Origin of the sequence: Paenibacillus taichungensis (genome assembly GCF_013359905.1) — a bacterium.
Taxonomy (GTDB): domain Bacteria; phylum Bacillota; class Bacilli; order Paenibacillales; family Paenibacillaceae; genus Paenibacillus; species Paenibacillus taichungensis.
This window is the reverse complement of sequence record NZ_JABMCC010000112.1, coordinates 165,044-179,082: the sequence shown is the minus strand read 5'-3', so window position 1 is coordinate 179,082 and position 14,039 is coordinate 165,044. Positions and strand designations below refer to the sequence as shown.

Below are 14,039 nucleotides of genomic sequence, written 5' to 3'. Positions count from 1 at the left end.
AAATGATTGAGGGGATGAGTGCATGTTTAAATCTAAAGAGCTAATAGATAGCTTACTTGCTAACTTTGATAATATAGAGATTACAAACATCATTGAAGAAAAGCATAATAGAGAATATGAAGGAATGATTATCTATATTGGAAATTATACATATCGAAGTCGACTCGCCAAATTAACTCCTAAGAAAAAAGGGTTTTTTGTTGTATTTTGGGAAAAAGACGAAAACAATCAAAATCAACCGTACTCCTTTTTCGAAAGTCCAGACAAACTAATAATCTCAATTATGAATGGAGATATGAAGGGACAGTTTGTTTTTCCAAAATCTAAATTACTCGAAAAAGGAATTTTGAAAAACGAGGACACTAAAGGGAAGATGGCTATTAGAGTTTACCCCTCTTGGGAAAAAGAGTTAAATAAATCAGCTGCGCAAACACAAAAGTGGCAGCAAGAATATTTTATTGATTTATCTGATGGAATAGATGACCAAAAATTAATAGACTTATATTTTGGTCAGGTTTGAATGCTTAGATAATAACTGCCGTTCCGCTGACAGCGACCATGAGCATACCTTGACGAACAACTTCGTAGTTCAGTTCCACACCGATTACGGCATTGGCTCCCATCTGTGCGGCTTGCTCGGTCATTTCTTCAAAGGCAGCGTCTCTTGCTTCTCTTAGCTTGTTCTCATAGGTACGAGAACGGCCCCCTACAAGATCTCTAAATGAAGCGAGAAAGTCTCTCCCGACATTGGCAGCGATGATGACTTCACCTGTTACAACGCCGATATACTGCCTGACCGGGGAACCTTCAACTATTGCTGTTGTTGTAATAATCAAATGTTTTCCTCCTAAAATAAAATAGATTTGTCGCGAATCAGGTTTCTCATTTCCTATGCTAACAGCGTTATTGAAACAGAGCCTAAACGAGTTGCTGAACAATCGTTTAAGTTTGCCCAAGCCGTTTAGGTTCTGTTAATGTCAGTATGCTACTATGAAATGGGTGAAAACGATGACCAATCAAACGGATATTAAAATCGCAATTGTCGACGACGAACCCTCGATTGTCACCATGCTGCAAATGGTGCTTCGCAGGGCAGGGTTCCATCAGCTTTACGATGCTTCCACCTGTGCGGAAGCTCTCGATCTGGTACAGCGGGTTTCCCCGGATATCGTTCTGCTCGATATCACGCTCCCGGACGGGAGTGGTCTGGAGCTTTGTTCCAAGCTCCGTGAATATGGAAATCCGCATATTTTGTTTCTGACGGCTAAGGCATCCGATCTCGATGTGCTGAGGGGATTCGCCATGGGCGGGGACGATTATATCACCAAGCCCTTCAATCCTTTGGAGGTAGCTGCAAGAATTCAGGCGCGCATACGCCGTTTGGAGCCTGAAGCTCCAACTGTGAGTCAGGTGAAACGCCCTGAACCAGGGGTTTACCGATTCGGCCGCTTCACTGTGAATGAGGCGGAGGGGGAGTTAATCGTGGAGGGACAGCATGTCCCTTGTCCTGCACAGGTTTTCCATCTCCTGCTGCATTTCTGCAAGTTTCCGGGGGTCGTATTTTCCAAAACACAGCTCTACGATCAGGTGTGGGGGATCAACGGACAGGGAGATGACTCGACAGTAATGGTACATATTCGGCGCATACGAGAGAAGATCGAGATCGATCCAGGAAATCCAAAGCTGCTGCTAACCGTACGCGGGCTCGGCTACAAGCTGTCAAAGGAGTTTCAGGAGCAATGAAGATACAACAGCGCATGACATTTCACTTCACGTATCAATTGATCTTTTATGCCCTGATCATTCTGGCGATTACTCTCATTGCTTGCATTATATTCTTTCAAAACACGACCAATAGTGAGTTGCGCCGGAACTTTCCGGTGGGGGCCTTACAACTGATTGCTCAAGAAGCTTCTTCAAAAGACGGAACGATTCAAATCTCCCCCAAGTGGGATAAGCTTATTGAGGAAAAAGGAATGTGGATGCAGGTTGTAAATGCCGAAGGAGGGGTCATTTACGAAGTAAATACAAATTCGTATGATGGGCTGTCGCCATCGTACTCTATCGCCCAACTGCTCGATATTCAGGAGACACGGACACTTGGGACGTATGCTGTTCAAACTCATCTGAACTTTGCCTTTAATGTGCCGGTTCTGTATATCCTTGGCTACCAAAGTTCTGACCTTGATCAGCTCATGGCCTGGTTCCACGAATACGGGCAGCAAGGCATGGTATCTAGCGAAAAGCTTTCTTTTCTGGATCAGCGACTGCGTGAAACCGGCAGTTATCTCCAGGTAATCAATTCCACGGGTCATACCGAACAAGCCATCGGTGCTGGAACGTATTTGCAGAAGGGGTACCGTCCACTGGACATTCTGGCAATCCAGCAATCACCCAGCAACTATGATACGAATATTGTCGCCCATCGGGACCAGCGCAGTGGAATGACCTGGATCCTGTATACACCCAATCCAGCGGGAGGACCTTTGAAACATCCGGCGATGGATACGGCAACGCGTGGACTTATGTGGTTTGCAGGTCTAGCTCTTCTCTTGGCAGTACCCTTATCGGTCTGGCATGGCTACCGTTACGGTCAGCCGCTGATTCTGTTCGCAGGCTGGTTCGAACGTATGGGGCGTGGGCAGTACGATCAGGTACTTACCAACAAGGACAAACGCAAGATATTTCGCTCCAATGGCACAATGCGACACCGTTACAGGCTCTATAAGGAAGTCATTGAATCTTTCTATCAAATGGCTGATCAATTGGCCCGAACCGAGAAGGAGCGCGAGAGGCTGGAGAAAGATCAAAGAGAGTGGATGTCAGGAATTTCACATGATCTGCGTACGCCTCTGTCCACAATTCAAGGTTATGGATATATGCTGGAGAGTTTACCGGAACAATGGAGCCAAGAAGAGATGCGTACCATGGGGGCGACAATCCGGGAAAAAGGGGATTATATGCTTGAGCTGATCTCTGACTTTTCCATGATCCATCAGCTTAAGCAGGGCGATTCGATTATGGAGATTCGGAAAATCGATTTGGTTGAGCTGGTGCGCTGCTCCGTGCTGAAGTATGTCAATGACGCTACGCTGTCTGAATACCAGTTTCACTATGTTGGGGAGGAGCATGCCTTGTGGGTACAGGCTGATGAAACCTGGCTGCTGCGGTTAATGGATAACTTGCTGTCCAATGTCGTGAAGCATAACCCGCCAGGCGTGAACGTCACCGTCTCCATCGGCAGAATGAACAATAAAGCATGTATTCGCGTATTCGATAATGGCAAAGGGATGGACGAGGAAACGCTGCAGCATTTGTTCAATCGTTATTATCGGGGAACAAATACTGAGGAATCGACGGCTGGCTCTGGACTCGGAATGAGCATTGCCAAAACGATTGTGGAAGCACACGGCGGAGAAATTCATGTACAATCCAAAGTACGGCAAGGTACGAAAATTGAGATTTTTTTACCCTGTTGAACTGTTAACCATCTTTAAAAAAATGCATTACTGAAAAAAGCAGCCCAACCTCATTTGAGGGCAGGTTGCTTTTTTGTTGGCTTCTACAACTGTGATACATAACATGCTGCACGACAGAAATCTGGTTGAGGAGAGCCATGCTTCTATAGAATTAATAGTATTTGAAATCAAAAAAGAACCTGGGCAATCATCCCAGGTTCTTCGATATTGTATATAAACAAACACAATGATATAATCAGATTACATTTCTTCGATTTACGAAGACATAAATATCTTATCCTATATTTAAATCTTATCATGGCGGTAAACTCTTTGTCAAATGTTTTTTTCTCAATTTATTGGTTAGGGGAGATACGGAATGAGTTCTTTGGTTATCGGATTTCAGGAATTGGAAAAATTGCAGCATGCGCTCGTTGGTGGAAAAGGATTAAATCTAGCGAAGTTATCAAAGGTGGAAGGAATTCACGTTCCCGAAGGATTTTGCGTTACAACCGTTGGATATCAAAAAGCCGTTGAACAAAATGAAACATATCATGCTTTGCTGGATCAATTAACCTTGTTGAAAGTAGAAGAACGAGAGCAAATTAATGAAATCAGTAGGAAGATCAGGGAACTCATTATGGGCGTAGACATTCCAGCCGATGTTGAAAAAGAAGTCGCTCATTATCTCTCCACATTTGGAGAGGGTCATGCGTATGCAGTGCGTTCCAGTGCGACCGCTGAAGATTTACCACATGCCTCATTTGCCGGTCAACAAGACACCTACTTAAATATCATTGGGAAAGAATCAATCATGCACCATATCAGCAAATGTTGGGCTTCTCTGTTTACGGATCGCGCGGTAATCTACCGTATGCAAAATGGATTTGACCATGGTCAGGTTTATTTGTCCGTTATCATTCAAAAGATGATATTCCCAAAGGTTTCAGGAATTTTATTTACGGCTGATCCGATCACATGCAACCGGAAACTGCTTTCCATCGACGCAAGTTTTGGACTTGGTGAGGCGCTGGTGTCCGGCTTGGTATCTGCTGATTGTTATAAAGTACGAGAAGGTGAAATTGTCGATAAGAGGATAGCCGTCAAAACGTTGGCTATTTATGGAAGCGAAGATGGTGGAACGTATACACATCAGATCGATCCCGTGCTGCAAAAGACGCAAACACTTACCGATCAACAAATTTTAGAACTGGCACGCATAGGAAGACAGATCGAAGCTCATTTTGGTTTCCCGCAAGATATCGAATGGTGTTTGGCGGATGATATGTTTTATATAGTCCAAAGTCGGCCAATCACAACGTTATACCCGATCCCTGAAGCGAGTGACCAGGAAAATCATGTGTACCTGTCTGTAGGTCATCAACAAATGATGACTGATCCCATGAAACCGCTGGGCTTATCTTTCTTTCTATTAACGACTCCGGCACCCATGCGTATAGCTGGTGGAAGATTGTTTGTTGATATTACGCCTAGGCTGGCTTCGCCTGTCATGAGAGAAAACTTCATAAATACCATGGGACAATCCGATCCGCTTCTTAAGGACGCACTTACAACTGTAATCGAGCGCGAAAATTTCATTAAATCGTTACCTATTGAACAGCCATCACCAACTCCACGTAATAACCATAAACAGAGCGTGTCTGATGGTTTTCAAGCACATATTGAAAATGAATCGACTATCGTCTCTGAGTTGATTAAGAGTAATCAAGCCTCAGTAGAAGAGCTAAAACGTAACATCCAAAACAAGTCTGGATTGGATTTGTTTGATTTTATCCTTGAAGATCTGCAAGAATTGAAGAGATTTCTATCTGACCCACGAAGTTCAAATGTATTTATGACTGCCATGAATGCTTCAGCATGGATCAATGAAAACATGAAAGAGTGGTTGGGTGAGAAAAATGCAGCAGATACGCTCTCTCAATCTGTACTGAACAATATCACCTCGGAAATGGGTCTGGCATTACTGGATGTTGCAGATGTGATTCGTCCGTATCCGGCAGTCATTGCATATTTACAGCATGTGAAAGAGGATGACTTTATGGATGAACTGCTTAAGGTTGAGGGAGGACAGGAAACAAGGGAAGCTATCCATGATTATCTGGACAAATACGGCATGCGATGTGCCGGAGAAATCGATCTGACCAGAACCCGTTGGATTGAAAAACCCATTACACTTGTGCCATTGATTCTGGGTAACATCAAAAACTTTGAGCCTAATGCAAGCAAACGGAAATTTGAGCAGGGACGACAGGAAGCGTTGAAGAAAGAACAGGAAATATTGAATCGATTGAAGCTATTGCCGGATGGTGATCAAAAAGCCAAGGAAACGAAACGAATGATTGACCTGGTTCGCAACTTCATCGGTTATCGGGAATATCCCAAATACGGCATGATCAATCGTTACTTTGTATATAAACAGGCTTTATTGAAAGAAGCTGAGCGACTTGCACAAGCGGGTATTATTGCCGAAAAAGAAGATATATACCTCCTCACTTTTGAAGAACTTCGTGAAGTTGTACGCACCAATAAACTGGATGAGATGATCATTACCCAACGGAAAGAAGATTATAAAATATTTGAAAAGCTAACTCCACCTCGCGTGCTCACGTCTGATGGTGAGATCATTACAGGTCAGTATAAACGTGAAAATCTGCCAGCCGATGCTATTGTGGGTCTGCCTGTCTCTTCCGGGGTGATAGAGGGCCGTGCACGTGTCATCTTCAATATTGAAGAGGCTGATCTTGAAGATGGAGATATACTGGTGACTCCCTATACGGATCCGAGCTGGACACCATTATTTGTTTCTATAAAAGGCCTAGTTACCGAAGTGGGTGGACTGATGACACATGGAGCTGTGATTGCGCGTGAATATGGTTTGCCGGCTATTGTCGGAGTGGAGAAGGCAACTCAACGAATAAAAGATGGGCAGCGAATTCGGGTACATGGGACAGAAGGATATATCGAAATATTGTAAATGATTGATACACGAATTGAGAGTGTACAGCAATGATCGCGCATCAGACCTGATGTGCGATCGTTTTTTTTCAAAGTCAACAACGGAAACGAATTGTACAAAAATCAATTACTAATCAAAGCACTTAATTCTGCCTGAAAAACCTTCTCATCATTTTGGTTAAACGTAGTGAGCCGCACGGTGACTATTCCACCAATACTCCTTCTTGGAGATAATTCAATCACTTCTGATAGAACACTAATTTCATCATCTGGAAACACAGGTTTGATAAACTTTATGTTATTCATACCGGTTCCTGCGACAACTTCTTCACCATATAAACCAAGTTCCACCCATAGCTTGAAAGACGTGCTCATCGTCTGCATACCCGAAGCAATGAGGCTGCCGAAGCGGCCTTCTTTGGCTTTTGCCTCATCTATATGCATATATTGAGGGTCATAAATTTTTGCAAAATCAATAATATCCTTCTTTGACAATTGAATAGACTCTGTTCTATAGGCCTCGCCTATAACATACTCGTTAAATTTCAATGATGTACACCTCCAATATCTACTCTAAAGGATAAGTCTTCAAAGTGTCCAATTAAAACCATGTAGGGGTTGCACGAAAACTATTGGATTCTTTAGTGCGATAATGAATATTAAGTATTTAAACATGGATCAACTAGGTAGACATTTGATTATTATTCATATATCACGTTGCTAAAAAACAGGACTTCCACGGACAACCCATAGCTTATTTCTAAGTATTTATGTCAGGAATCGATATAGCAGGTAAAGGGATTATACTTTTATATCCCGTGCTAAATCCCCCCGTTTTTTTCGTTAATGAGAACATTTTTCAAAATTGAATTAGATAATTATACATATCGTATTCGGACTTTGTGTATTTTCATTTTTTGTAGTAATTGCTACACTGTGCATATCGATAATGAGAATCATTATTATTTGTTTGAGCGCAACATAACAGAACTAAAGGAGTGTAAATAATGCAAGCTTCTACAGCCACATCCGGTGCTGAATTTAAAGCAGCCAAGAAAGACATTAAAGTATTTCCCATCGTTCTCGCTTTTTTGATGAGTGGGTTCATCGGTCTGTTCGGCGAAACGGCGTTAAACGTAGCGCTTACCGATTTGATGCAGATCTTCAACATTGGGTCGGCCACCATTCAATGGCTGACAACAGGCTATTTGCTGACCATGGGGATTCTCGTTCCGCTATCAGGCCTGCTAATCCAGCGTTTTACAACAAGACAGCTGTTCATAACGTCACTTCTATTTTCATGTCTCGGTGCTTTGATAGGAGCCGTTGCTACAAGCTTCGGTGTGTTAATGGTTTCGCGCATTATTCAAGCAGTAGGAACTGCGCTGTTACTACCACTTATGTTTAATACGATACTGCTCATTTTCCCGGTCGAAAAGCGCGGTGCAGCCATGGGACTGGTTGGACTCGTTATCATGTTCGCCCCTGCGGTCGGGCCGACAATTGCCGGTTTGCTCATTGAAGCATTGAACTGGCATTATATCTTTTGGCTTTCATTCGTTTTTCTTGTCATCGCTCTGATCATTGGGATTTTCACGATGCAAAACGTTTCCGAAACGACCAAGCCACGTATTGATTTATTGTCCATGCTACTGTCGACCCTCGGCTTTGGAGGTATCGTTTATGGTTTTAGTAGCGCTGGTGAAGGAGATGGGGGATGGACCAGTTCTACTGTCGTAATATCTCTTGCAATCGGTCTTGTTGCTCTTATTCTTTTCGCGATTCGCCAGTTGAAAATATCCAATCCATTGCTTGATCTGCGCGCTTTTAAGTATCCGATGTTTGCAATTGGTGCGCTCATGGTCGCACTTTGCATGATGGTTATATTGTCTTCGATGCTCGTACTGCCCATGTACCTGCAAGTAGGCCTTGCATTCTCCACGCTTAGCGCAGGTCTGATCCTGCTGCCCGCGAGTGCATTGAACGGACTTTTGGCTCCAATTATGGGCAGGCTGTTCGATAAACATGGACCCAAATGGATCGTCCTTCCTGGGATTGTCTTAATAGCAGTGGCACTCTGGTTGTTCTCTGGAATTACACTTGCTTCCTCGGTGGCCTTTATTATCACGGTTCATGTTATTATGATGATCGGCGTTTCAATGATCATGATGCCTGCCCAAACGAATGGCCTCAACCAGCTTCCGCCGCAGCTATATCCGCACGGAACGGCAATCATTAACACGATGCAGCAGGTATTTGGTGCGATTGGTACAGCTGTTGCGGTAAGCGTGATGAGTAATGGACAAGCAAAATATATGAGTCATGCCACGAATCCAAATGACCCTTCACTTATCCCGCTTTCCTTGACTGCCGGTGTACAGGATGCGTTCATATTTGGCATGATCATTTCCCTCGTTGGGTTTGTGCTCTCCCTTTTCATCAAAAGAGTAGTGGTCAATCGCTTGCACTAGCATTGGACAAAACAATGCCCTCTTTAAAAGTCGCTGATTTAGCGGCTTTTTTTTCCGAAAACCACGATCCCTAAAAAGAGAATCCCCTACAATCCGTTTGCTTATTCGAGTTTAGCAACTTCTCCCCGAGGTAACGGAGTACCTTAAGACAATCGGAGTCCCACTCGAAATAGGGGATAATCTGGCTAATAGCCTGATTTGCAACGATAAGAGTCATCTATTTTGCTCCAATATATGGATTGGTCAAGATGACGCTATGGCATAATGTTACTGCGTTTATTAGGTCTTTATCAGATGACTAGGATAAATTTCCAGTAACAAAAGGATTGTCAAACTTAAAAAAATATGATAATTTCATATCTGTAACCGGTTACACACATAGGAGTGAACGTTCATGACAACAATAAAAGATGTAGCTAATTTGGCTAACGTTTCAGTAGCCACCGTATCAAGGGTCATTAATGAAAGAGGTTATGTTCATGCGGACACTCGTAAGAAAGTGGAGGAAGCGGTCAAGCAGCTTAACTTCTCTCCCAATGAGGTGGCCCGCTCTTTATACAAGCGTAAGTCCAAATTGATTGGCCTGCTGTTACCCGATATTGCAAACCCTTACTTTCCGCAGCTTGCACGCGGCGTAGAGGACCGGATGCAAGAGCAGGACTTCAGACTGATTTTCGGAAATAGTGATGAGGATGAACAGAAGGAAAAGGATTACATCCAGACTTTTATCCAGAATAATGTTGTCGGCGTAATCTCTTCAACGAATTACCCTCATTCTTCAATATATGAGAACTTGAAAATTCCCGTGGTGTTTCTTGACAGAACACCTCTGGACAGTCCCTCCGTATTTGCGGATGGAAGAGAGGGTGGACGTCTGGCTGCACGGGAGATTATTAAGCGTGGAAGCCGCCGAATTACGGTTATGCAGGGACCAGCACATATCAAACCTGCGCAGGATCGTTTTGAAGGCGCAATCGAGAGCATACGTCAGGCCGGCCTGGATTACCGTGTAATCCAAACGACATCCTTTTCCTTTAACGATGTTGGGTTATGGGCGAATGAGCTTTTCAGCAAGTATGGCGATAGCGACGGAGTCATTGCTAGTAATGATATCGCAGCTATGGCGGTATTGCACGAGGCATTGCGCATCGGAAAAAAAGTTCCGGAGGATATGCAAATTATCGGCTTCGACGATATTCCGATGAGCAGCCTGCTATCGCCTGCATTGTCAACCATTCGCCAACCGGCATACGAGATGGGAAGAGAAGCTGCCGGCTTGCTTATCAAACTGGTGGAACAAGCTCCAATCGAAAACAAACACATACAGCTTCCGGTCAGTTTCATTGAACGGGGCACAACAAGAAAGGTGAATTCAGATGGCTAAAATATGCGTAATTGGCAGCAGCTCAATGGATTTGGTTGTTACTTCTGCAAGGCGGCCTGGGGCGGGTGAAACCGTCCTTGGCGACAGTTTCAAAACAGTTCCAGGCGGCAAAGGAGCAAATCAGGCAGTCGCTGCCGCAAGGCTGGGGGCCGATGTTTCCATGATCGGCCGGGTGGGCGATGACACTTTTGGTACAGCCATTTTAAATAATTTTAAAGCAAATGGTGTAAATACGCAGAATGTGAAACCGGTTACACATCTAGAGAGCGGTACGGCTCATATCGTGCTGGCTGAAGGTGATAATAGTATTGTGGTCGTGGAAGCGGCAAATCGCGAAGTTACACCAGCCTATGTTGATGAAGCGACAGAAGTGATCCAACGTGCCGATATTGTATTGATTCAGCAAGAAATTCCAGAAGAAACCGTTGTTCGTGTCAGCGAGATTTGCGCCCAAAGCGGAACGCCCCTGTTGTTGAATCCTGCACCAGCGAGAAAAGTACCGGATGAGGTCATTGACAAAGCTGCTTATATCACGCCTAACGAGCATGAGGCCGAGATATTGTTTCAGGGCATGACTCCGGCTGAGGCGCTACGCAAATATCCTAACAAGTTGTTTATTACGGAGGGCAGTAACGGTGTTCGATATTTTGACGGCGAACAGGAAATCGTTGTACCTACTTACAAAGTGGAACCAGTGGATACGACTGGAGCGGGTGATACGTTTAACGCCGCATTTGCGGTCGCCCTTGCGGAAGGTAAACCGCTACAAGAGAGCATCAGATTTGCCAACCGGGCTGCATCGCTATCCGTGACCAAATTCGGCGCACAAGGAGGCATGCCGACACGGGATGAAGTGGAGGAAAGCCTGAAATGAAGAAGCAGGGTATATTGAACAGTCACATCTCCAAGGTGTTGTCTGATTTGGGTCATACGGACACAATAGTTATCGCGGATGCTGGTCTCCCTGTTCCAGAAGGTGTACCCAAAATCGACTTGTCCCTGAAACTGGGGACACCAAGTTTTCAAGAGGTCGTGGAGCTTATAGCGGACGATATGGTCATTGAGAAAGTGATTTTGGCAACAGAGATCAAGGCAGGGAATCCAGAAGCTATGCAGTTTATTACCGATAAATTTGGCGATGAAGCCATTGACGTTTCCATTAGTCATGAACAATTCAAGGTGTTGACCCGGAATGCCAAAGTGGTCATTCGTACGGGCGAAGCTACGCCGTATGCTAATTGCATTTTACAATCGGGCGTCATTTTCGGTTAAAAGGGGGACGGTATCATGCATATTCAGATGCAAGACATATATAAAGCTTTTGGCACCAACCAAGTGCTAAGCGGGGTGGATTTTGAACTAAAGGAAGGCGAGGTTCATGCTCTGATGGGGGAGAACGGGGCCGGCAAATCCACGCTAATGAACATTTTGATCGGTCTTCATGGGCGGGATCAAGGAACCATCTCCATTGACGGGAAAGAAACCTATTTTGCCAATCCGAAGGAAGCTGAGAAGATGGGGCTTGCTTTTATCCACCAAGAGTTGAACGTTTGGCCGGAAATGACGGTGCTTGATAATCTCTTCATAGGTAAGGAAATAACTTCGTCTTTTGGATTGCTGAACACAAGACAAATGAAAGCGCTTGCCACTGAGCAATTTGCCAAGCTTTCCGTACAGATTCCGCTGGATCGTCCTGCCGGGGAATGTTCTGTCGGTCAGCAGCAAATGATTGAAATTGCCAAAGCACTAATGACCGACGCCAAAGTAATCATTATGGATGAGCCCACGGCGGCGCTTACGGAGCGGGAGATTCAGAAGTTGTTCGGCGTGATCACTTCGCTTAAGAAAAATGGTGTTTCCATCGTATATATCTCGCACCGGATGGAGGAGATTTTCACCATTTGCGACCGGATCACGATCATGCGTGACGGCAAAACGGTAGACACCAAGACGATCCCGGAGACCAGTTTTGACGAAGTGGTGCGGAAGATGGTCGGACGGGAACTCACGGAACGATATCCGGCACGAAATCCTTCGTATGGAGAAGTGGTCCTTGAAGTACGGGACGCAAGCAGCAAAGGATTGTTCCAGAATATCAGCTTTACGGTGAGAGCAGGTGAGATCCTCGGTTTCTCCGGGCTGATGGGCTCTGGACGGACAGAGATCATGCGAGCGATCTTCGGTTTGGAACCTTTGGACGGTGGCGAAATCATGATTCGAGGCAAAAAGGCTCATATTCGGAAGCCAGCGGATGCGGTTAAACATGGAATCGGATTTATTACGGAAGACCGCAAGGATGAAGGCTTGGTGCTCGATTTTTCTATTCGTGAGAATATGGCCTTACCCAATTTGTTCAGCTTCTCAAGTAAGGGATTCATCTCGACTCAGAAAGAACAGGAATTCGTCGATACGCTCATCAAACGTTTGCAAATCAAGACACAATCTTCTGAGACGGCAGCACGAAACCTATCAGGGGGCAACCAGCAGAAGGTGGTTATTGCCAAATGGGTCGGCATTGGTCCGAGTGTACTCATTCTGGATGAGCCAACACGCGGCGTGGACGTTGGAGCGAAGCGAGAAATTTATCAGTTGATGAACGAGCTGACTGACCGCGGAGTTGCCATCATTATGGTATCTTCTGAGCTGCCTGAAGTACTCGGTATGAGCGATCGAATTGCGGTTGTACATGAGGGACGTATTAGCGGTGAACTGGCAAAAGAAGAGGCAACACAGGAAAACATTATGACATTGGCTACAGGGGGACAATGATATGACAACTTTGCAGGAAAACCAATCCGCCAAGAGCGGTTTCCGTTTGACAAATGTGACACAGAAATTAGGTCCATTGCTCGGACTGATCATCTTAATTATCATCGTATCGGTGTTGAATCCAAGCTTTTTGGAACCGCTTAACATCTTGAATCTATTGCGTCAGGTTTCGATTAACGCGCTGATTGCTTTTGGCATGACATTTGTCATTCTGACAGGCGGTATCGACTTGTCGGTGGGATCCATTCTGGCTTTATCTAGTGCCTTTGTAGCCAATATGATGCTGTCTGGCCTGGATCCGATTTTGTCGATCATTATTGGAGTTGCACTCGGCGGTGTCATGGGTATGGTGAACGGGTTGATGATTACGAAGGGTAAGATGGCTCCGTTTATTGCTACATTGGCAACGATGACGGTGTTCCGGGGATTGACGCTGGTATATACAAATGGTAATCCAATTACGGGATTGGGCGATAGCTTGCTGTTCCAACTGTTCGGTCGTGGTTATATGCTAGGCATACCGGTCCCAGCAATTACAATGCTCATTACTTTCGTAATTCTGTGGACGATTTTGCACAAAACTTCTTTCGGCCGTAAAACGTATGCGCTTGGTGGCAATGAGAAAGCGTCCATTATCTCAGGTATTAAAGTGCATCGCGTGAAAATCATGATTTACTCTCTGGTAGGTATGCTGTCAGCGCTGGCAGGCGCGATTCTGACCTCCCGTCTGAATTCCGCGCAGCCAACAGCAGGTACTTCATATGAACTGGACGCCATTGCAGCTGTTGTTCTGGGTGGAACAAGCCTATCAGGTGGTAGAGGACGGATCGTCGGCACACTGATTGGGGTCCTGATTATCGGCGTACTGAACAATGGTTTGAACCTGCTCGGAGTGAACTCGTTTTATCAAATGGTTGTAAAAGGCGTCGTTATTGCCATCGCTGTCCTGTTGGACCGCAAGAAAACGGCTTAAGGAGAGAA

General features: G+C 44.9%; 12 protein-coding genes. 10 read left to right on the top strand and 2 right to left on the bottom strand.

Translation table 11 applies throughout. The features are described from left to right. Positions 1 to 22 precede the first annotated feature (22 nt). Positions 23 to 520, top strand: a complete 498-nt coding sequence (locus HP548_RS16855; protein ID WP_175382319.1) for a MepB family protein — start codon at positions 23 to 25, stop codon at positions 518 to 520. 4 nt (positions 521 to 524) lie between these two features. On the opposite strand, the gene HP548_RS16850 is transcribed toward HP548_RS16855, so the two are convergent. After that, positions 525 to 836 (bottom strand): YbjQ family protein, encoded by a 312-nt coding sequence (locus HP548_RS16850; protein WP_175382318.1) that lies wholly within the window; start codon positions 834 to 836, stop codon positions 525 to 527. A 154-nt stretch (positions 837 to 990) separates the two neighbouring features. Here HP548_RS16850 and HP548_RS16845 point away from each other — a divergent pair, with 154 nt between their 5' ends. From HP548_RS16845 to ppsA, 3 genes are all read left to right on the top strand, one after another. Then, the gene (locus HP548_RS16845) at positions 991 to 1,743 is read left to right on the top strand and encodes a response regulator transcription factor (protein WP_246318098.1); all 753 of its coding nucleotides are present in this window, start codon (positions 991 to 993) and stop codon (positions 1,741 to 1,743) included. Then, the gene (locus tag HP548_RS16840) at positions 1,740 to 3,479 is read left to right on the top strand and encodes a HAMP domain-containing sensor histidine kinase (RefSeq protein WP_175382317.1); all 1,740 of its coding nucleotides are present in this window, start codon (positions 1,740 to 1,742) and stop codon (positions 3,477 to 3,479) included. The genes HP548_RS16845 and HP548_RS16840 overlap by 4 nt, the downstream gene beginning before the upstream one ends. A 358-nt stretch (positions 3,480 to 3,837) precedes the next feature. Then, positions 3,838 to 6,453, top strand: coding sequence for a phosphoenolpyruvate synthase (ppsA, locus tag HP548_RS16835; RefSeq protein WP_175382316.1), 2,616 nt, complete (start codon positions 3,838 to 3,840; stop codon positions 6,451 to 6,453). 104 nt (positions 6,454 to 6,557) lie between these two features. On the opposite strand, the gene HP548_RS16830 is transcribed toward ppsA, so the two are convergent. Next, entirely contained in the window at positions 6,558 to 6,983 is a 426-nt protein-coding gene (locus HP548_RS16830; protein ID WP_175382315.1) for a MaoC family dehydratase, read from the bottom strand. 458 nt (positions 6,984 to 7,441) lie between these two features. Here HP548_RS16830 and HP548_RS16825 point away from each other — a divergent pair, with 458 nt between their 5' ends. From HP548_RS16825 to HP548_RS16800, 6 genes are all read left to right on the top strand, one after another. After that, complete coding sequence (locus HP548_RS16825) at positions 7,442 to 8,905, top strand: DHA2 family efflux MFS transporter permease subunit (protein WP_175382314.1); 1,464 nt, start codon at positions 7,442 to 7,444, stop codon at positions 8,903 to 8,905. 394 nt (positions 8,906 to 9,299) lie between these two features. Beyond that, a complete protein-coding gene (locus HP548_RS16820) occupies positions 9,300 to 10,289 on the top strand; it encodes a LacI family DNA-binding transcriptional regulator (protein WP_175382313.1) in 990 nt (329 codons plus the stop codon). After that, positions 10,282 to 11,163, top strand: coding sequence for a ribokinase (gene rbsK / locus HP548_RS16815; RefSeq protein ID WP_175382312.1), 882 nt, complete (start codon positions 10,282 to 10,284; stop codon positions 11,161 to 11,163). The genes HP548_RS16820 and rbsK overlap by 8 nt, the downstream gene beginning before the upstream one ends. Further along, positions 11,160 to 11,561 (top strand): D-ribose pyranase, encoded by a 402-nt coding sequence (gene rbsD / locus HP548_RS16810; RefSeq protein ID WP_175382311.1) that lies wholly within the window; start codon positions 11,160 to 11,162, stop codon positions 11,559 to 11,561. The genes rbsK and rbsD overlap by 4 nt, the downstream gene beginning before the upstream one ends. Positions 11,562 to 11,576: 15 nt before the next feature. Beyond that, positions 11,577 to 13,058 (top strand): sugar ABC transporter ATP-binding protein, encoded by a 1,482-nt coding sequence (locus tag HP548_RS16805; RefSeq protein ID WP_076289210.1) that lies wholly within the window; start codon positions 11,577 to 11,579, stop codon positions 13,056 to 13,058. Position 13,059: 1 nt separating this feature from the next. Beyond that, complete coding sequence (locus tag HP548_RS16800; protein WP_064637300.1) at positions 13,060 to 14,031, top strand: ABC transporter permease subunit; 972 nt, start codon at positions 13,060 to 13,062, stop codon at positions 14,029 to 14,031. Positions 14,032 to 14,039 lie beyond the last annotated feature (8 nt).